Here is a 19,462-nt window from a genome sequence, read left to right on the forward strand (position 1 = left end):
GCCGGAGATTTCCGACAGGTTGGTCGGAGCGCCGCCGGCGCCGACGGTGTTGTAGGTGGCGCTCACGAGGTGAGCCATACCTGAAATCTGGAACAGACCCCAAGCCTGGTCGACGCGGATGTTACCGACGATGTCGGGAGCACGAACGCCGCTGTAGGTGTTGGTGCCGGTGCCGTTGACATTGATGCCGTTAGCCAGATTCCAGACAGCGGTGCGGTTGAAGACGGACGGATCATCGAGACCGATGGTGCCCGACACGCCGTTGCCGAACTGCGCGGTGTACTGGATGTTGTTGACGCCGGTGACGTAGTCCGGGCCGCCCATCAAGTACGAGTTGTTGTTGCCCGGATAGCCGTTCCAAGGCGTCGCGTAGGCCGAAGCCGACTTACCGAAGGTGAAACCAGCGAACTGGATGAACACCATTTCAACCGCGACGTAACCGCCGCCAGCCGTCGAGAGCAGCGCGTTGTTGAGCGGCGCGCCCGTGGTCGTGGCAGTGCCCGGGTTGGTCGTTCCGAAGTTCTGGAACTGGAAGTCGCCCTGACCGAAGGTGCGGACAACGCCGTATTCGGTGGCGGTGCGGGTATCAACCGTCAGCGCCATGCGAGAACGGGAGAGGAAGTAATCGCGGTAGCGATTGCCCTGGCCGCCGTCGCCGTTATAGAACGGGCCGCCGTAGACGCCGCCGTTGAACGTGGTGTCAACGCGCAGATAACCACCCAGCTTGATGCAGGTGTCGGTGCCCGGGATGTAGAAGAAACCCGCACCATACAGGGAGCAGATCCTCACGTACTCGACCGCTTTGGCCTTGACCGGAAGATCCGCCGCCTGTGCCCCGCTCATGGCGATCAGACCCGCCGCTGAGCCGAGAACAAGGCTCTTGATCATATTCATGTTAAACCTCCAAGTTGCTCTCTGTAGAACGAGGGCGGACCTGACTGATCCCCCAGAGGACAGCCCGCCCTCGTCCTTAAAAACCGCTCCAGTCGCTTCGCGCCTTCGGACACACCCGCATGAACGCGAGGGACTTAAGCGAACCACCAAAACGGAACGATCGAGGACCCCCCTGACCGTCTCAAGAACTATGCATGCGCAACTTACGTAATCAAAATACTTTATGAACTCAGTTATCTCTATCCGACACGACTGTGTCGCGACGGCAACACCGCCGGGGGCGCGACGTTGTGTCTGAAGACCACTCCAATTGGATGATTTCGTTATTAAATCTGCTAAGCTGCTTCCCGTAGACCTTGGGACGGGACGCAGCCATGAAACAGGACCCACGCAAGGGATCGGACTCGTCGAACCGCGCCAAACGCGGAGAATCGAATGAGGCCGGCGGGAAGAATCACGACATCGCCCGGCAATTCGCCTGGGAGATTGCCGCCATCAACGTGCACCTCCAGGAGATTCGCTATTTCTGGGCAAAAGCCCTCGGCATCAGCGGCCCGCAATGGATGATCCTGATGGCCCTGGCCGATCTGGACCAGGGAGAGGGCGTATCTGTGAAGGTGGTGTCAAAGATGCTCCACGTTGACCCGTCCTTCGTAACGACCCAGTCGAAAATGCTCGAGAAGAAAGGCTTCATGCGCCGGAAGGCATCGGAGGAAGATGCCAGGGTCGTGCAGATGTCCCTGACAGACAGGACCTATAAACACATCGCAAGCCTGGCTGCTCAGCAGGAAGAGCTCAACAATTTCATCTTCGCGGAGTTCAGCGACCGTGAACTCAGCGAGTTTACCAGCAAGCTCGCGGCACTGAAGGACCGCCTTGAGAAGGCCAGCCTGAGGGTTGCCATAGGCATATGAATAGCTGCGGCCCGACTAACGCGGGGTGCTTTTTCTTCGAAGCGTCACCCCGTTTTATCTAACGCGGCCCTGCGGTCCGGGTCAGTTCGTTGCCACCTTGAGGCGATCGGCCATCCAGTCGAAAATGAACTCGTTGGCGAGCGTGGGATTGTCGCTATGCCCCTGCGCGGCAGCGGTTTCAGAGCCTTCGAAGATTTTTAGTGAAATGTCGGACTGATCGACCTTCAACCGTTCGAACAGACTGGTCGCGTGGTCGCTTTCGAGCCAGCCCTCCGCGCCCAAGGTAATCAGGATCGGGCAGCGGAATTTTCGCCCGAACCTGACGCCGCCAGGTCCTGCATTCCCGGAGTTGCCCGACGGGAAACGGTCCATCAAAAAAGCCCGCTCCTGCATATCCCAGATTCCACCGTCGCAAACCGCCGCGGCGAAACGATTGTCGAGAGCGACGCCGCGCGCCACGAAGGAAGATCCTGCGCCGTCGCCCAGAATTCCTATCCGGTGCTCGTCGATATCATCCCTCGTCGCGAGGTAGTCCATTACGTGGCTGATCGACGTTTCCAGGTCGGGGCGGCCGACGACGTCTTCGAATTTGGCGCTCGCGTCCGAGCCAAACAGATCCACCGCCAACAGCGACATTCCCCGCTCGCGCGCGTAGCGCGCGACCTTGAAGAGATATTCCTCCTTGCGATGCCCCGGGTCGCCCATGCATATGACGGCAGGGCTTCGACCAGTTGCGGCCGCCGGCAAAAAATAGCCTTCGAACGTGTGGCCTTCCAGCCAGGGAATCGCCACGATCTCGCCGGCAGGCGTCAAATGCGAGATGTAGCGACGGGCGCAGGTTCGCATGGCCTCGATTGCGGCCTGCTGCCTCTCATCGGCGATATCGAATGCGAACGCTGACGCTTGATAGTAATTGATGGCGCGGAGCCAATTGCTTTGTGCGGTCAGTACATGACCCTGCTCCAGGGAAGCGTTGGCGCGCGCATTATTGGCTTCCGCCATCCTCGTCCATTCCCGATACCAGGACTCGCCGCCATCGCTTGGATCAATTCGGCCAGCGGCAAGGAAGCATTCCGATATCAACGAGCCGCCTTCCTGAGCCATACCGAGCAGCTTCATGAACTCGATCGAGAAGTCTTCGTAGTCAGGCCATTGAACCCAACCTCCGGCCCCAAAATGAACTTTCATGTCAGTAACAGAATCCGCACAGCGGCAGCTCAACCTGCCGATTTTATCCTGTGGTATAAATGCAACCGTTATATGTCTGCAAGCATACATATGGATAATCGCCCGGCGCCAGCCGACGCCCCGCCCCGCAATTTTGTTGGGCAACTCATCATCGGAACCAGGCCTGCAACCGGTAAAAGCTCGGCAGCTACCCGCTCGTTAAGAGTGTAATTCGAGCATGATTCTCGGATTGCGCCCCTGCTCCGCGTAACGCTGACGCACGCGGAACCACGGCCGATCCATTACGTTTTCTTCCCATGAGAATTCGCGAAGAAGACTGCAACATGGTTCTGCTGGCTGCCGTCACATTGGTCAGCGTGGCAATTGCTGGCGGCGTGATGCTGCTCGGCTTCGACGAAAAGCCGGCTCGGCTCGCCGATCGAATAGCCCGCGTCGAACAAGCTCAAGCGGCCGACAAGCGGATCATCTATGTCAGCGACCAGCCGCCGGTCCGCGTGATCGGCGCACCCTTCGTCCCGAACACAAATCCCCGCGAACGTTAGTCCAGCGCCGGCTTTAAACGACCCGCGCTTGCTAAGAGTGACATCGTCAATCAGCGCGGCGCGTATGCACGCCAGCCAACCGAACTGTCACCGTTTTGTCACCTCGCGCGCAAAAGCAACGGTGTTATCCACCGTTACCTCCGCGGCCGCTTGATTCCACAAAAGCTGTTTGATGGAGTGGCTTGGGCCGAGGTGTTTCATGAAATGGATGAAGGAACGCGATCTCCTGATCGCGCAGACGATGGCGTTTGTGCAATCGGTAACCGGCAAGATGCCGGAGGCCGAGAGGGCGATCATGCCGCCGGTTGCCCTGCCCGCCGTCGAGATATTCGAACCCGCCCGCGCGGCCGCGCCATTGCCCGACATGCCATTGCCCGACATGCCATTGTCCGACATGCCGTTGCCCTCCATGCCGTTGCGTGCCGTCGAGACTGTGTTGCCGGAGACGACGCCCGCCGTCGCCGCGCCAATGGACATGCCGAGAGAGCTATCAAGGCCCGCCCCGCTGGCCCGTCTCGACCTGCGAGACGATTTCCGAGTCGATTTCCAAGCCGAGATCAGGGCGCGGGTGGCTAATTTCCGCGCTCATCAGGAGCGGTTCAGCCGCGAGCGGGAGGCCTATTGCAGCGCGACCATGGCAAAGGTGCACGCAGCTATCAAAGAAAGCGAGCAGCCGACGCGGCCGGCGAAGTAGACTTGAAGACGCCGAACAACATTCCCGACCGGCGCGACCTCAGAGCCAGGCATAGACCAGCGCCATGTTGGCCGCGCAGGCGACCAGCAGGCAGACAGTCAGCGTGAGTTGAACACGCTGGCAGGAGGTCTGGAGGCTCGTTCTCATGGCCGGAACCATCCGGCGATTCTGGCCGGGGAGTCTCGGGGATTCTTTTTCCGGGGATTTACGGCTCGTTAAAGACTCAGAGACTCCACGAAAATGGGCCGAAGCGAGCCAATTTGCTCCCGAAACAATCTGTGGAATGGCGGCATGGCAGCCAAGCCTGAAACCCGGACCTGGCTTCCGCGTTGACCGTTTTTACCGGAGCCGACAATGCCCTACGCGCTGTTCTCAAACGATGCCAAGCTCAGCAAGGCCTATCCCACCGCCGCCGATGTCTGGAAGATTGCCCAGAAGAGCGGCCTTGTGGTCGATGTCGTCTCCGAGCAAGGCAGCGCCCGCCCCCGTCCGGTGCTGGACCATGATTACGAGATCAAGCCGTGCCAGCTCGAGCCGCATGAAGACCCGGCCCGAAACAAGGCCGACGCCGAGCGCGACGCACAGACGGAATTGCAGTTGGCGTCATAAGGTTGGCATCCGTAAGAACGGCCGGACACCAGACAAGCGACCGGCCTCGGCCTGTGGGTCCCGCTCGCCGGGACGACATCCGAGGCGGAAATCGGATCTTACGGCGTCGCCGAGGCCAGCGATGCCTGCTCCGCAGCGAGGGTTACACAGGCCTTGCGCCGCTGCAGTCCCCTGATCGCGCCGGTTACCTTGCGCACCTTGCCGGCCCCGCATGAGGGATCCTGCACGAAGGCGATTTCATAGGGAGCAAGGATAAGCGGTTCGGATTTCAGGACAGTTTGGGCAAGGCACGGAGACACCGCCGCGGAAATGATCAGCCCTAACGCAAAAGCACGCATGTTCGTTGTCCCACCAGCCGGCCGGAACCATAATATCGGATCGTGACGAAAAGTTGCATGCAGCGCGAAATTTTTTTCGCGACCGCCAAAGGCAGTCGACACGCGCTCGCCGCGTCGTTCGCCAAAACAAAAAAGGCCGGCATGAAGCCGGCCTTTGTGCATTTTGATACCTCGGTCGCTATCAGTATCTGGAAGCGGCAGGGCCACCCCAACCGAACCGGTAGTTCACGCCGACCTTGGCGGTGTGCTCGTCGTCGCGGAAGCTGCGGCCGGTGATATCGGCGGGACCTGAGGTGAAGGTGGTGCTGCCGAAATTGTAATACTGGTACTCGGCCTTGGCCGACCAGTTCGGGGCGAACATGTATTCGAGGCCGCCGCCGACGGTATAGCCGTCCTTGCGGTTGCCATTAGTGGTGAAGCCCGCCGGCACACCAGCCACCGATACCCCGAGATTGTTGCCGTCGCGCCAGCCGTAACCGCCCTTGGCATAGAGGAGCGCCGGGCCCCAGGTGTAGCCGAGCCGGCCGGTCACCGAGCCGAGCTGGTCGTTGTTGGAGGTCACGACCGTGCCGCCCGGAAATACCGTGCCATTATTACCGCCGCTGGACAGCCAGCTATATTGGGCTTCGGCGCCCAGCACCCAGTTCGGCGCGAACTGATAGTCGAAGCCGGCCTGCACGCCGCCAAGGAAGCGGGCGTCGTTGCTCTGCAGGGAGTTGCCGCCTGCGAAGGCGCCACCGACGTGGCCGCCGACATAGAATCCGGTCCAGTTATAGACAACCTGCGGCGCGGTATAGGCCGGCGCCTTGGTGTAGGGGCGCGGCGGCATGTCGGCCGCAAAGGCTGGAGCCGCGATGGCGGCCAGCGCGGCAGCGCCGAGCAGAATCTTCTTCATCGACTATCCCCGTTACGAACGTTGCGGATACCAATCCAAACAACGTGACCTCATTTAGGTTGCTTTGCGGCATGGCCTGCGACCCGACGGCGCGCTGCTGTGACGACAGAGCAACAAAGCCTTCCAGTTCCCTCGCATGTAAGGTTTTTTTCGAGGTTAACCGGGGGATTTCCTACTTAGGTGATGTCCGGGATGAATAAGGCAAGGTTCAAGCATCGCCGAAAAGTGATCGGAATTCGTTCACGGTTCCGCCCCGGGAACGCCACCGGCGCCGGGTGGCCGCCGGCGGTTATATCTTCCCTCACCCTCGGTAACCGGCCACCTCGATGACGGCATCGGCAAACGCCTGCGGGGCTTCCTGCGGCGGGTTATGCCCGATGCCCCCGGTGAGCGGCCGGTGGACATATTTGCCGGTGAACTTCCTGGCATAGACGCCGGGGTCCGGATGGGGCGCGCCGTTGGCGTCACCTTCGAGGGTAATGGTCGGGACCGAGATCACCGGAAACTCGGCCAGCCGCTTTTCCAGCTCATCATATTTGGCCTCGCCCGGGGCAAGACCGAGCCGCCAGCGGTAATTGTGGATCACGATCGCGACGTGGTCGGGGTTGTCGAACGATGCCGCGCTCCGCTCGAAAGTGGCGTCATCGAAATTCCACTTTGGCGAGGCGAGCTGCCAGATCAATTTGGAAAACTCGCGCCGGTATTTCTCGTAGCCGAGCCGGCCGCGCTCGGTCGCAAAGTAGTACTGGTACCACCATTGCAGTTCGGCCGACGGCGGCAGCGGCTTGGCGTTGGCCTGCTGGCTGCCGATCAGGTAGCCGCTGACCGAGACCAGCGCCTTGACGCGCTCCGGCCAGATGGCGGCGACGATGTCGGCGGTCCGCGCGCCCCAATCGAAGCCGGCCACCACTGCTTTCTCGATTCGGAGCGCGTCCATCAGCGCAATCACGTCACGGGCGAGCGCGCCCTGCTGGCCGTTGCGCGGCGTATCGGCGGAGAGGAAGCGCGTCGTGCCATAGCCGCGCAGATGCGGCACGATCACCCGGAAGCCTGCCGATGCCAGCACCGGGGCCACATCGACGAAGGCATGGATGTCGTAGGGCCAGCCGTGCAGCAGGATGACGGCGGGACCATCGGCGGGCCCGGCTTCGGCGTAACCGACATTGAGGACGCCGGCGTCGATCTGCTTCAACGCGGCAAAGGAGGTGTGGGCACCCGGCTTGACCGCGCCCGCGCCGGATTTGGCGTCGCCTGACTGGGCGAACAGGCGGCCACTCAGGGCGAACGGTGCAGCAGCAAGGGTTACGGCAGCGGCGCCAAGGAAGCGGCGGCGGTCAGGGATGGGTTCGGACATGGGATCTTGCTCCTTCTGCATCTTATACGATTAAATCGGATACGATATAATTAATCCGCCCGCGCCATGTCAATCATTCCGATCCAATCGAATGCGACACACACCATCACACTCTCGTGTGGGCTGCGAGGCGCAGGAAGCCACCAAGGAGCACCAGGCCGCTGCCGGGACAAATCCGGGCAACGCGCTTGAATCTAGCGCGTCATTTTCTCCAGTTCCGCGAACGGCGCGTAGGCCACTCCGGCACAGGGCTCGACGGCGTTTTCGATAATGCGGTCAAGCCGCCCATCGACAAAGAGGATGGCGCGTTCGCGCGGCTCGCGGTAGCCGCCCTCGGATTCGCGTGCGCTGAACCTGACGCACGCAACATAGCGCTGGCGCCCGCCGATGACGCGCTCGACCGGCTCGGCTATGGCGGCATCGCGCACGCCGACGGGATTGTTGAGATAGGTCTTCAGAAACGCCAGCACTTCGGCGCGGTAATTCTTGGGAAATGGCTGGCTGGAGACGCCGCGATCGTCGGTAAACGTGATCGGCTTGCTCTCGTCGCTGGCCGCGCAGGCCGAAAGCGCGATCGGCAATAGCATCATCGCCGCGATTTTGACTGAACGCTCCAAGCAAACTTTCAAGCGAACTCTTCCCCTGCCTGATCGCCGTCTCTTAGACCGATCGGCGGCGGAATGGAATTCGCAACTCGGCTATCCCCTCACATAGCTCCCGAAAAATTGAGCGCGCGCCAGCCCACGGCCATTGGCAAAGCAAATGGCGCGTGGGCTGGCCTGACATTCGCAGGCGCGGGGGGCAATGGGGGCGAAGCGCGCGCCGGCGAATCAGATTCAGCTGCGCTTCGCGGAAGGCGTCACGTGCTTGACCGCGACGTGCGGCCTCGCATGCGTCTTCAGCGCGCCGATGTGCTTGTGGTGGCGATGATGCCGATAGTGCTTGTGATGGCGGCCCATTTTGGCATTGGCGTTCAGCGCCTTCGATTTGCCCTGCTCCGCCTTGATGACATGCGCCGGCGCACTCTTGCCCGGGGTGCCGGCGAATGCAGGCGCGGCGAGAACGGAAACGGCAACGAGCGCTGCGGAAATGGTCTTGAGCATGGTTATCTCCTTTTCCTTCTCCTTGGGACCCGCGGGCACTTCCGGTCGAACGGCCGGGCCGCCGATCATGCAAGCGACGCTAGCGGCCGCGCGCTGAACCCCTCCTGAATCGAGCTTTGGGACTCCGTTCATCTGAATGACATCTTCGTCATGTCCGTTGACGACGGGCCGCCGGTGAAAATTGGCGGAATCGCGGTGAAAAGGCACCCGGGAATGTTCTCGACCGCCAGGTGTTCACATCAACGGGCTTCGGTGTAGGATCGCCGGGCCGGCCATCAGGAGAAATGCATGAATAAGTTAGCGATCAGGCTTTTGACTCTCGCAATGTTGTCGCTCACGCTTGCGGCAGCCCCTGTCGTTACCGTCGTTTACGCTGCGCCCGACAACGATCCACCGCCGCCGCCGAAGAAGAAGAAATCCAGCGAAGTCCGTCCCGGCAGCGAACAGACCGCTTTTGCCGACGGCTATCGCGCCGCCTACGCCACGATCTATGAGCGCCACGACTATGCTGCGGCGATCGCGCAATTGAAGGCGCTCGGCCACGACGACAGCGCCGCCGTCGCTAACCTGATCGGCTATTCCTATCGTCAACTCGGCGACTACAAGGTCTCGCAGATCTGGTATGAGCGCGCGCTGAAGGCCGATCCGAACCACGTCAAGACCTGGCAATATTATGGCCTGTGGCAGGTCGAACAGGGCAACCGCGATCAGGCACAGTTTCACCTGAACAAGATCGCTCAGCTCACGGGCACCTCGAGCGAAGAATATCGCTCGCTCGCCGCCGCGCTGGAAAAGGCGCCGGGCACCGGACTGGTTTACTGAGGAGTTCGTCTCTCCGCGTCATTGCGAGGAGCGAAGCGACGAACCAATCCATCTATCCGTTATGCCGTGAAATGGATTGCTTCGCTTCGCTCGCAATGACGCACACAAACAACTGGCGCAGTTGGAAAACTGCGCCGGTTTTATCTTGCGCTCACTGCATCACCTTCTCGACTTCCGTACGAAACGCCTGGCGTGCGCCGTCGCGCGAATAGAACATGTGGCCGCCGGGATAGACGACGAGTTTCACCCGGTCCGATCGCGCAAAGGCGGGCAACTGGTCGAGAATCACCTTCGACGCAAAGTAAGGCGTGGCGAGATCGAACAGCCCGTGGCTGACCAGCAGTTTCATTTTCGGGTCGAGCGCCAGAATCTGGCGCACCTGTGAGACCGACTCGGCCGGTCCACGGCCGAAATCCCAGGCCCTGTACACGGCCTCGTTGAGCAGGTGATACGAACCATCGGGACGCCAGTTGAGCTTGCGCGTGGTGAGATCGACGGCCGCGCTGGTCAGCGGCGCCATCAGGGAATCGCCGGACGGATCGCCGAAATGCGAGTAGTTCGAATCCGGATAGGGATCGAGGCCCGAAACCGAGGCGTCGTAACGCCCGGTCACGCGGCCGTTGCTGCGGTCGAACTCCCGGCGGAATTCACCGATTTCAAAACGGCCGGCCAGCCTGCGGCTGACCGCCTGATCGATGCCGGTCAACGACGCCACCTTGTCGGCAAGCCGCGTCGTCGCCTCCTTGTCGGCCTGTCCTTTGACGAGATCGGTCAGAAATTCGCCCTGCGCATAGCGCTCGACGTCGGCAAGATCGGCGCGCGTCACCGGCCTCTTGCCTTCTCCCTTGGCCTCGCGCGCCACCGCCGCCATGCTCGGCAGCGTGTTCATGTATTGCAGCAGGCTCGAGCCGGAGAAGTCACGGTAGTCGAACAAGGGCGAAACCAGGATCAGTCCGCGCACGCCGACGCCCTGCTGGGTCTGCAAATTGCGTACGATTTTCGGTCCGCGAATGCCGCCATAGCTTTCGCCAACGACGAATTTCGGCGACTGCAAGCGGTCATATTTTTCCAGCCAGCGCCGGATCACCAGCGCGACGACGCTGACGTCGCCGTCGACAGAGTAAAACCGCTTGCGCGCATCCTCGCCGGTCGCAACGAAGCGGCTGTAGCCGGTGCCGACGGGATCGATGAAGACGAGATCGGTGAAGTCGAGCCAGGTCTCGGCATTGGGCAACAGATCGGGCGTCGCCGATGACACCGCGCCCTCGCCCGTGATCGAGACCCGCCAGGGACCGGCCGCGCCGAACTGCAGCCAGGCCGACGACGCGCCCGGGCCACCGTTGAACAGGAACGTCACCGGCCGACCGGCGCGATCGGCGCCGTCGAGCTGGTAGGAGGTGTAGGCGATATCGGCCTGCGGCTCGCCCTTGTCGTCGAACAGCCGGATCGAGCCGGCGGTAGCGGTGAAGTTGAGCGTGCGGCCGGGCAGCGCCAGCGTCTGCCTGGTGGTCGAATCCGGCGGCAGGCGGTGCTGCTCGGCCGCAGACGGCGGCGGCGTGGCGGGACCTCGCCCTGCTCCACCCTTCTGGCCCGATGGCGAAGGTGACGGCGTAGCTGCGCCCGGCTGCTGCGAGGTGGGCGAACTCGCCTCCTCCGCACGCGCGCTACCTACGCAAAAGACAACCAGAAGGATGGCGGCAAGACGCATGGGACGCGCCGCCGTGAAACGAAAAGCCATGCCATTGCTCCCTGCGCGCGCCCCGCTATTCAACCGCGTCCAGCGGATTCTGACGCAAGACTGCGACAATGGAGCGGTGGTGCACAACACGGAGAAACCTCCCCGAAAATCACAATCCCGACAGCATCCCGTGAGAAACTGGTCGCTACGTCCGCTGGTTGTCCCCGCCGGCCGTTAGGTGCTATCGGTCGGTTCCCCGGGCGTATTTGCGGGGTATTTTTGATCCATACATGAAACCATTCTGGCGCTGGCACGACTAATGAACCTGCGCTTTTCAATGGGGTCCCAAAAGATGAAACCTACGATCGCTGTCTGTCTCGGCCTGCTGGCGCTGGCTTCTCCGGCGTTGGCCCAATCGCCGGTCGCAGTCGTCGAAGACGTTCAGGGCAAGGTTACCGGCGCCGAGTTCATGGATTATGTGACGCCCAAGGCCGTGATCAAGATCGCCGACGGCGGCTCCGTCATTCTCAGCTACCTGAAATCATGCCGGCGCGAGACGATCAGTGGCGCCGGCACCGTCGTCGTCGGCACCGAGGAGAGCGCCGTTCACCTCGCCGACGTCAAGGCCGAGAAGACCAATTGCGATGCCAACCAGGCGAACGTGACGACGCGGGAGACCAGCGGCGTCGCCGCCACCGTGCTGCGCAGCGTCGACGCCAACAAGGCGGCGTCCTTGCCGCAGCCGCAGCTCACGCTTTACGGCGCCTCGCCGTTGGTGGAGGCCAAGGGACGCGGCAAGCTGGTCATTCGCCGCCTCGACGTGCCGGATGAGCGTCAGGAGATCAGTCTGGGCGGCACGCAGCTCAAGGGACGGTTCGTCGACTTCGCCAGCGAAAACGTCGCGCTCGCGCCTGGCGGCCTCTACGCCGCTTCGTTCAAGTCGTCGAAGATCGTGTTCCGCGTCGATGAGCAGGCCAAGCCTGGCGCGACGCCCATTGTCGGCCGTCTGCTGCGGATGGAATAGGCGTGCCGGACCTTCCAGCTTGAGGATACGGCGCAGCGCGCGCAACAGGATGGCGATCGCGGCCATCGCGCTGATTTGCGCCGCCGCGTCGGTTTCGCCCGCGGCCCGGCCGATCCGCGGGCTCTCCATCGATATCCTCACCGCACTGCGCTGGGATGTGTTCGGCCGAAGGCAGGATCCAGCCGCGTCGCCGGCGGTCGTCGTCGCGATGGACGAGGAGAGCCTGCGCACCGCCCCGTTCAACGACGCGCCGATGCTGACATGGACCGGCGAGATCGGCCGCGTGCTGTCGGCGACGCTCGAAGGCGGCGCCAAGGTCGCAGGCTTCGACATGGTGATCCCGAAATCGATCGAGCAGTCGGAGATACCGTTCGGCGAAGGCACGCTCGGCGAGAAGGTCCGCGGATTCGACCGCGACTTTCTTCGCGCGTTGGCCGGTGCGTCGGCGAACGGCAAGGTGGTGTTGGGAGAGGTCCTCGGCGGCAACCAGCCGGTCCGGCCGTCGCCGGGACAGCGCGTCGCGGTTCGCCAGCAGCAGAACATCCGCCCCCTCAACGTCCACATCGACAGCGACGATATCCTGCGGCGCATGCCGCTGAGTTTTGCCGTCAACGACACGAGGGTGCCCACGATGGCGGTCGAGCTGGCCTCGCGGGCGCTGGGCGCGGCACCCGAATTCGACGAGCGCGGCAGGCTGACGCTGGCCGGTTACCAGGTTCCGGGCCGTGTACCCAATACGATGACGCTGAATTTCGAAGGCGGCGGCGACGATATTCCGACCTTCACCTTTGCCGATCTGCGGGCCTGCGCCGTCAAGAACGACAAGGATTATTTCCGGCGCTGGTTCGCCGGCAAGGTGGTGATCTTCGGCACCGTGCTCGACATCGAGGACCGCCGCTTCACCTCCAAGCGTTTTGCCACCGGCATCGAAGGCGCGCGCGTCCCGCGCTGCACGACTGAGAGCACGCCGGTCGTAGCCAGCTTCAAGAAGAGCATGATCGCAGGCGTCTATATCCATGCCACGGCGGTCAACAACCTGATCATGCGCAATGGCGTGATCGAACCCGGTCCGATCCCCCGCCTGCTGATCGCGACGCTCGTTGCCGCGCTCGCCGCGGCGGCCGCCTGGCGGTTTCGGCCGGTTATCGCGTTCGCAGCCTGGACCGGCATGATGATGCTTGGCGTGGCGGTTGCGACCATCGCCTTCAACCACGCGCTGGCGCTGCCGGTGGTCGAGCCGTTCCTGGCAAGCCTAGCCGCGTTGTCCGCCACCATCGGCTTCCGCTTCGTCGTCGCCGACAAGGACCGCCGCCTCTTGCAAAAGAGCTTTGCGCTCTATCTCGCCCCGCACGTCATCAACCGCATGCTGTCGTCGAGCAAATTGCCGGAGCTCGGCGGCGAGACCCGCAACGTGACGGTGTTCTTTTCCGACATCGAAGGGTTTTCGCTGATCGCGGAAAAGATGTCGCCCGACGGCCTGATGGAGCTGATGAACGAATATCTGTCGGCGATGACCGACGTCATCGAGAGCCATGGCGGCTATGTCGATAAATATATCGGCGACTCCGTCGTGGCGGTGTTCGGCGCGCCGGCCGACGATCCCGATCATGCCGCCAACGCGGCGCGCGCTGCGCTGGATTGCTGCAAGCAGCTTGCCGAGCTCAACGCGTCTTCTCCACTCTTCCAGGGATACAAACTGGCGCAGCGGATCGGCATCAATTCCGGCGAGGCGCTGGTCGGCAATTTCGGATCGCGGCGCCGCTTCAACTACTCGGTGATGAGCGACGCCGTGAACCTGGCGTCGCGGCTGGAGGGCGCCAACAAGTTCTACGGCACCACCGTGATCGCTTCGGAGACCACGGTTGCGCTGGCCGGAGAGACCTTCGCCTGGCGCGAACTCGACGCCATCAGGGTCAAGGGACGCACCCAGGCACTGAAAATCTACCAGTTGCTGGCGCTGGAGGCCGGGCTGACGCCCGCGCAGCGGACGTTGATCGCCAACTATGCCAACGGGCTGGCGCACTGGCGGGCCCGCGAATTCGAGCGCGCCGCCGAGTGTTTCGGCCGATCGGCCGATATCGACCGCCCGGCGGCGCTGTTTGCCGCGCGGGCCCGGGAATTGGCCCTAAACCCGCCGGGCCCGGACTGGGACCCGATCCGGACCTTGCAGGAAAAATGACGTCCGATGACCGCCGGTTTACGTTACCGGCGCGAAAGAGCGCTCCGGACATCTCGACAAGCCCCGACAAGGTGTATAGACGAGCGCGGCGCAATCCGGCGCCAGCTATGAGTTCGTCGTCCGATGGCCACTTCCAAGCGATACGACCGGATCGCCTTCGTCGCGAGCGCAAGCGCCGAGGCGCAGGCAGCGCTGGCGCAACTGACCAAGCTTTACGGCAAACATGCTGCCGCCGATGCCGACGTCGTGGTGGCGCTCGGCGGCGACGGGTTGATGCTGCAGACGCTGCACACCCATATGCGCTCGGGCAAGCCGATCTACGGCATGCATCGCGGCACCGTCGGCTTCCTGATGAACGAATTCACCACGCATGATCTGCACACGCGGCTGGCGGCGGCGAAGGAATCGCTGATCAACCCGCTGCTGATGCGCGCCACCGACGTGCATGGCGCGGTGCATCTGCATCACGCCATCAACGAGGTCGCGCTGTTCCGCCAGACCAACCAGGCCGCACATTTGCGCATCCTGATCGACGAACACGAGCGGATGGCGGAGTTGATCGCCGACGGCATCCTGGTGGCGACGCCGGCAGGCTCGACCGCCTACAATCTTTCCGCACAAGGCCCGATCCTGCCGATCAACGCCGCGCTGCTGGCGCTGACCCCGATCAGCGCGTTCCGGCCGAGGCGCTGGCGCGGCGCCCTGCTCCCGAACTCCGCCTTCGTGGTGATCGAGGTGCTTGAGGGCGAAAAGCGCCCGGTCGCCGCCGCCGCCGACCATGACGACGTGCGCGACGTCCGCCGTGTCGAGGTGCTCTCGGACAAGACGATCTCGATGCGGATGCTGTTCGACCCCGGTCACAGCCTCGAGGAACGCATTTTGCGCGAGCAGTTCGGGTCCTGACGCCATCGGGCGTGGAACTGAATCTCTCTCTGAAAATGGCGCCCTACGAGGCTAATCGGCCCGCTTCGCAACCATTCCTTAACGGCCGCCGCGATATGGTTAACGCCAGTATACCGTTTTGCTGGGCCGGGCCGGACCATGTATCGCATCGACTTCAACAAGCTGCGATTTCTGATTTGCGACGACAATCCGCATATGCGCCGCATCCTGCGGACGCTTTTGCATTCGTTCGGCGCACGCGAGGTCTATGAGGCCGAGGACGGCGCCACCGCGCTCGAAATGTACAGCCACTACGTGCCCGACATCGTCATCACCGACTGGGCGATGCCGATCTTCGACGGCCTCGAACTGGCGCAGATGATCCGGCAGCCGGAATCCAAGGGCAATCCCTACGCGCCGATCATCATGCTGACCGGCCATTCGGAGAAGCGGCGCGTGACGGTCGCGCGCGATGCCGGCGTCACCGAGTTTCTGGCCAAGCCGATTTCGGCCAAGGGCCTCTATCAGCGTATCCTCAACGTCGTCGCCAGCCCGCGTCCCTTCATCAAGACCAAGACCTATTTCGGCCCGGACCGGCGGCGCAACACCACCAACACCTATATCGGCCCGGAGCGCCGCGTCGGCGGCGAGGTGGAAGTGATGCAGCAGCCGTCGCTGCTCGACAAAGCGCGTTCGAACGTCTAGCGCGACCCTGGGGAGACCATCATGGCGAAAGAAAAGCCCGGGACGATACAGGTCAAATCGTTTGCCGATCACCACGTGATCACGCAGCCCAATCCGCTACGCAAGGTGCTGCTGCGCGTACCCGAATCCGATCTCGACGATCCCGTCGGCCGCGCGGAAAAGGCGCTTGCGGGGCTGTCCGGCGAATTCAAGACCTGGATGGCGATCGAGGCCGACCGGCTCTCGGCCGCGCATGCGGTCATCCTCCGCGACGGATTCACCGTCGACAACCGCGAAGAACTGTTTCGCGCCGCCCATGACATCAAGGGCGACGCCGCCACTTTCGGCTTCCCTTCCGCGGGCGCTGCCGCTGAAAGCTTGTGCCGCATCATCGAGCACGCGCCCGACCTCGATCAGGTCCCACCCGAGCTGATCACCCACCACATCAACGCCATTCAGGCGATCGTGCGCGAGCGCACCAAGCTCGACACCGCCGCAACGGCGAGCAAGCTCAGCAAGCAACTCCGCGGCGTCGCGGACGAATTTTTGCTGAAGGTCAACCGCGACCGCCCCGAGCATCTCGAAGCGATCCTGGCGCCGAGCATCGTGCCGGCGGAGTAAGCAGCTCCCTCCCCGTCATTGCGAGGACCGTAAGCGACGAAGCAATCCATCGCGCCGCATATGCGGAACGATGGATTGCTTCGCTTCGCTCGCAATGACGTTGAAACAGAGAACTACGCCGCGGCCAGAAAACGTAGGGTGGGCAAAGGCGCGCTTGCGCTGTGCCCACCATTCTTGCGCTGCTAGAAATGGTGGGCACGCTTCGCTCTGCCCACCCTACAAATTTCGAGTCTTACGCCGCGATCAGATCGCGCACGGGGGGCACGAACGCTTCGTCGGCGACCAGTTCCTCGCAGAACATGCGGGCTTCCTCGCGCGCGGACTCGGTCGCAAAGCGTCGCAGCAGGATCAACAGCGGCTCGGCGGCCTTGCGGTCGGTTTCGCAATAGGTCAGCACGCGCTCGACCATGCGGCGGCGCAATCTTGCGGCACCACCGACCGTATCGACGAAGCCGGTCTCCTGGCTGACCTCGAGCGCGATGCGGAAGGCGCCGAACGTCGATTCGGGGAAGCCGGCGCGGATCAAGAGCGCTTGCAGACTGGCGCCGCCCCGGTCATGCAGCAGCGCGGTGACGCGGGCCAGCGGCAAATCGGCCAGTTCGGCGAGCGAAGCATCGAACAGATCGAGATTGCCCGACAACAGCGCGCGCAGGATCAGGCCCGCCGTCAATTGCCCGGTCGCGCGCAGGTGCCGTATCAGCCCGGCCATGTCCTCGCCGCGTGAGCGCGCCGCGATGTTTACAGCCGAACGCTCGCGCGCCTCGCTGGCCAGCCGCCCTGCCCGGTCCGCGCTCAGCCAGTTCCGCGCGACGACGAACTGCGCCAGCGTCTCGGAAAGTTTGGCGACCAGCGCCGCGCGGGTGGCGGCGGGCAACCCTTCCAGCACCAGCATCGATTCCCTGATCGCGGCGAGATGGCCGTGACGTTCGACGATGCGGTCCCAGGAAAACGGCGCCAGCTCGGCATAGGCGTTTTCGATCAGTTCGAGGGCTGCGGCCGCCGAGCCGACTTCGGCAATCGCGGCCGAAACCGACGGCGGCAAATGGAGGCGGCGCGCGATGGCGCATTGCATGTCGCTGTTGCCGGTGGCGACGATGTCGACGAGGTCGGCATCGATCAGAAGCGGCGAATGTTCGAGGACGGGAAGCGCGATCGAGGGCTGGTCGAGCGCCAGCGCCTGCACGATCGCGGCCGGCGCGTCCGAACTGCGGGCGAAGACTTCCGCCATCGCCTGGCGGACCAGCGGCGACGGATCATCGAGCAGCATCAGAAGCGCGCCTTCGGCGGCGATGCGATCGTCGTTGGAGAGATCTGAAATCAACCAGGCCCGCGCCAACGCCCGCGTGGCCTCTGCCCGCTCGCCTGCCGGAGCGGTACGAATCCAACTGATGAACTGCCGAACAATCATGGTCCTGGCTACGCAACCTCAATCGACACCGGAACGCGATGCCACTATTAGAAAAAATAAACCATGACGCTTAACAAAGGGTTCACCATAAACGGCTGGTTTTATTGACGTTTTGTTAAGAGCGAGGCAACGCCTCGTTAAGGTTTTGGGACCGCGTCGCAATAATGGATCCTTTCCTCGCCCGACACATCCGGCGAAGAATCCCGCGAAGGAGCCCTGCTCCATCACCAAACTGCTTCGTGTTTTCCGGTGAACAACTCAGGCTTGACGCGAGTGGACGATAAAATCCGGCAACCCCATCGTGACAGGCGGGTCCGAAAGCCTACGTATCCTGGATTTCATCCGGACAACGTCCTCTGCCGGCCTAGCTTGAGAACGTGCCATTGCGGTCGCTGAACAGATCGAGCCGGCCGGGTGCGCGGACCTCGGGCTTATGGTTCGACAAGACCGCGCTCGCCGACGCAACTGATGAATTGCTGCCCCACAATTCCTGCACCGCCGGCGAGATCGGCTGGGCGCGTTCGCCGGCCTGGAACAGCGAGCGGAAGATCGGGTCGGTCGATGCCGAGGCGGTTTGCGAACTTGCCGCGACCGGCGTCACCGCGCGTTGATCCGGGAAGCTCGAAAGATACGCCGCGTTGTCGATTGCGGTTGCCGTTGGCGCAGCATTGCTCGCCACCGTGACGCGCCGTGGCAAGTCGCCGCCGGCGGCCGCCATCGCCGTCTGCGTCACTGGCGAATTGGCGGCGGCGGCGTAGCGCGTGCTCAGCACCGAATAAACCTGGGAGACGCTGCGCGGCTGCCCGGAGCGGTCATAGAAGATCGACTGGTTGGCCGCCGCTGCGTTTGGAAACATCCGCACGGCGGAGGCATTCGGATTGTCCTCGGCACTCTGGATCAGTTTGCCGGCACCGCCGACGCCCATGAAATGCGCCATGTAGAGTTCGGCATCAGTCGGCCGGCGGCCGATCTTGCCGGTCAGCTTGAAACTGTTGGATTGCGTCAGCACCCCCGCCATCGCCGAAGCAGCTTCGGGATCGTCGCGCAGCCGCATGATGGCGGCGCGCGCGGTGGGGTCGTCGACCGAATAGCGGCCGTCGGAATTCTTGGTGATGGCGTCGGCATATTTGTCGTAGCCGAGATGAGGTCCCGCCTCCTTCACTGTGCCGAGCCAGGTCTGGTCGATGAACTGAAACAGCCCGCGCGCCGACGAGGTGGTGGCGGCGGCCTTCGGGTTGAAATTGGATTCCATCTTCGCGGTGGCGAGCAGATATTCGAAGCTGGCGCCGGTGGTCGAGGCCGCCTGCCTGATTGAGCCCGCGATCCGCGCGCGCGTGGGATCGACACTTGCCGCAGCCGTGGCGCTTGTGGTGTCGACCGCCATGTCTCCGCTGCCCCGCTCCTCGCGAAACCTCGCGCGGGCTCATAAGGCCCTGGCAATCAGGGCCTGTACGCGGTCGAGACTGCCGCAATTATGGTTAATGACGGGTTAAGGGCCGCATTTCCAACAAAAAGGGATGTGAACTTTTCGGTCGTTCGACCGACTGATATATTGAGACGGCATTTTGCCGACGCGGCAGGACGGAAAGTTCCGGCCAACCGCGACCACCGAAGCGCATGAGGTTCCGCAATC

General features: G+C 62.8%; 20 protein-coding genes. 9 read left to right on the forward strand and 11 right to left on the reverse strand.

The features are described 5' to 3' along the window. On the reverse strand, positions 1 to 894 hold an 894-nt coding region (locus CQ12_RS46480; RefSeq protein ID WP_245310046.1), incomplete at its 3' end, for a porin. A gap of 374 nt (positions 895 to 1,268) precedes the next feature. On the opposite strand from CQ12_RS46480, the gene CQ12_RS21150 reads away from it, so the two are divergent. Then, entirely contained in the window at positions 1,269 to 1,808 is a 540-nt protein-coding gene (locus tag CQ12_RS21150) for a MarR family winged helix-turn-helix transcriptional regulator (RefSeq protein ID WP_083519408.1), read from the forward strand. An 81-nt stretch (positions 1,809 to 1,889) separates the two neighbouring features. On the opposite strand, the gene CQ12_RS21155 is transcribed toward CQ12_RS21150, so the two are convergent. After that, positions 1,890 to 3,140: an alpha/beta hydrolase family protein gene (locus CQ12_RS21155; protein WP_245310047.1), complete on the reverse strand. Its 1,251-nt coding sequence runs from the start codon at positions 3,138 to 3,140 to the stop codon at positions 1,890 to 1,892. Positions 3,141 to 3,319: 179 nt separating this feature from the next. Here CQ12_RS21155 and CQ12_RS21160 point away from each other — a divergent pair, with 179 nt between their 5' ends. Continuing rightward, complete coding sequence (locus tag CQ12_RS21160) at positions 3,320 to 3,538, forward strand: hypothetical protein (protein WP_245310049.1); 219 nt, start codon at positions 3,320 to 3,322, stop codon at positions 3,536 to 3,538. 87 nt (positions 3,539 to 3,625) lie between these two features. On the opposite strand, the gene CQ12_RS43985 is transcribed toward CQ12_RS21160, so the two are convergent. Next, on the reverse strand, positions 3,626 to 4,015 hold the full coding sequence (locus CQ12_RS43985; RefSeq protein ID WP_157088367.1) for a hypothetical protein: 390 nt from the start codon (positions 4,013 to 4,015) through the stop codon (positions 3,626 to 3,628). A gap of 571 nt (positions 4,016 to 4,586) precedes the next feature. Here CQ12_RS43985 and CQ12_RS21170 point away from each other — a divergent pair. Further along, on the forward strand, positions 4,587 to 4,841 hold the full coding sequence (locus CQ12_RS21170) for a hypothetical protein (protein ID WP_057837241.1): 255 nt from the start codon (positions 4,587 to 4,589) through the stop codon (positions 4,839 to 4,841). 98 nt (positions 4,842 to 4,939) lie between these two features. Here the strand turns inward: CQ12_RS21170 and CQ12_RS47735 are convergent, their stop codons facing one another. The 5 genes from CQ12_RS47735 to CQ12_RS21195 all read right to left on the reverse strand — a co-directional run bounded on the left by CQ12_RS47735 (position 4,940) and on the right by CQ12_RS21195 (position 8,531). After that, positions 4,940 to 5,341 carry a hypothetical protein gene (locus CQ12_RS47735; protein ID WP_157088368.1) on the reverse strand — a complete coding sequence of 134 codons (402 nt, stop codon included), beginning with the start codon at positions 5,339 to 5,341 and terminating at the stop codon, positions 4,940 to 4,942. A 19-nt stretch (positions 5,342 to 5,360) separates the two neighbouring features. After that, positions 5,361 to 6,074 carry an outer membrane protein gene (locus CQ12_RS21180; RefSeq protein ID WP_057837242.1) on the reverse strand — a complete coding sequence of 238 codons (714 nt, stop codon included), beginning with the start codon at positions 6,072 to 6,074 and terminating at the stop codon, positions 5,361 to 5,363. 301 nt (positions 6,075 to 6,375) lie between these two features. Further along, the gene (locus CQ12_RS21185; RefSeq protein WP_057837282.1) at positions 6,376 to 7,428 is read right to left on the reverse strand and encodes an alpha/beta fold hydrolase; all 1,053 of its coding nucleotides are present in this window, start codon (positions 7,426 to 7,428) and stop codon (positions 6,376 to 6,378) included. A gap of 194 nt (positions 7,429 to 7,622) precedes the next feature. Then, positions 7,623 to 8,045, reverse strand: a complete 423-nt coding sequence (locus CQ12_RS21190) for a hypothetical protein (protein WP_157088369.1) — start codon at positions 8,043 to 8,045, stop codon at positions 7,623 to 7,625. Between the two features lie 219 nt (positions 8,046 to 8,264). Beyond that, positions 8,265 to 8,531 (reverse strand): His-rich protein BRANT, encoded by a 267-nt coding sequence (locus CQ12_RS21195; protein WP_063799787.1) that lies wholly within the window; start codon positions 8,529 to 8,531, stop codon positions 8,265 to 8,267. 288 nt (positions 8,532 to 8,819) lie between these two features. On the opposite strand from CQ12_RS21195, the gene CQ12_RS21200 reads away from it, so the two are divergent. Then, on the forward strand, positions 8,820 to 9,353 hold the full coding sequence (locus CQ12_RS21200; protein ID WP_057837243.1) for a tetratricopeptide repeat protein: 534 nt from the start codon (positions 8,820 to 8,822) through the stop codon (positions 9,351 to 9,353). A gap of 151 nt (positions 9,354 to 9,504) precedes the next feature. Here CQ12_RS21200 and CQ12_RS21205 read toward each other — a convergent pair whose 3' ends face one another. Beyond that, on the reverse strand, positions 9,505 to 11,091 hold the full coding sequence (locus CQ12_RS21205) for a S10 family peptidase (protein ID WP_083519402.1): 1,587 nt from the start codon (positions 11,089 to 11,091) through the stop codon (positions 9,505 to 9,507). A 292-nt stretch (positions 11,092 to 11,383) separates the two neighbouring features. Here CQ12_RS21205 and CQ12_RS21210 point away from each other — a divergent pair, with 292 nt between their 5' ends. The 5 genes from CQ12_RS21210 to CQ12_RS21230 all read left to right on the forward strand — a co-directional run bounded on the left by CQ12_RS21210 (position 11,384) and on the right by CQ12_RS21230 (position 16,421). Beyond that, entirely contained in the window at positions 11,384 to 12,055 is a 672-nt protein-coding gene (locus CQ12_RS21210) for a hypothetical protein (protein ID WP_057837244.1), read from the forward strand. Between the two features lie 49 nt (positions 12,056 to 12,104). Continuing rightward, positions 12,105 to 14,234 (forward strand): adenylate/guanylate cyclase domain-containing protein, encoded by a 2,130-nt coding sequence (locus tag CQ12_RS21215; RefSeq protein WP_245310052.1) that lies wholly within the window; start codon positions 12,105 to 12,107, stop codon positions 14,232 to 14,234. Positions 14,235 to 14,357: 123 nt separating this feature from the next. Continuing rightward, a complete protein-coding gene (locus CQ12_RS21220) occupies positions 14,358 to 15,137 on the forward strand; it encodes an NAD kinase (RefSeq protein WP_057837245.1) in 780 nt (259 codons plus the stop codon). Positions 15,138 to 15,275: 138 nt separating this feature from the next. After that, positions 15,276 to 15,821 (forward strand): response regulator, encoded by a 546-nt coding sequence (locus tag CQ12_RS21225; RefSeq protein WP_057837246.1) that lies wholly within the window; start codon positions 15,276 to 15,278, stop codon positions 15,819 to 15,821. A 21-nt stretch (positions 15,822 to 15,842) separates the two neighbouring features. Then, the gene (locus CQ12_RS21230) at positions 15,843 to 16,421 is read left to right on the forward strand and encodes an Hpt domain-containing protein (protein WP_057837247.1); all 579 of its coding nucleotides are present in this window, start codon (positions 15,843 to 15,845) and stop codon (positions 16,419 to 16,421) included. Positions 16,422 to 16,653: 232 nt separating this feature from the next. Here CQ12_RS21230 and CQ12_RS21235 read toward each other — a convergent pair whose 3' ends face one another. Beyond that, positions 16,654 to 17,829 (reverse strand): DUF2336 domain-containing protein, encoded by a 1,176-nt coding sequence (locus CQ12_RS21235; RefSeq protein ID WP_057837248.1) that lies wholly within the window; start codon positions 17,827 to 17,829, stop codon positions 16,654 to 16,656. A 364-nt stretch (positions 17,830 to 18,193) separates the two neighbouring features. Then, the gene (locus CQ12_RS21240; protein ID WP_057837249.1) at positions 18,194 to 19,213 is read right to left on the reverse strand and encodes a transglycosylase SLT domain-containing protein; all 1,020 of its coding nucleotides are present in this window, start codon (positions 19,211 to 19,213) and stop codon (positions 18,194 to 18,196) included. Between the last annotated feature and the right edge of the window lie 249 nt (positions 19,214 to 19,462).

It is taken from the genome of Bradyrhizobium jicamae, assembly GCF_001440395.1.
Taxonomy (GTDB): domain Bacteria; phylum Pseudomonadota; class Alphaproteobacteria; order Rhizobiales; family Xanthobacteraceae; genus Bradyrhizobium; species Bradyrhizobium jicamae.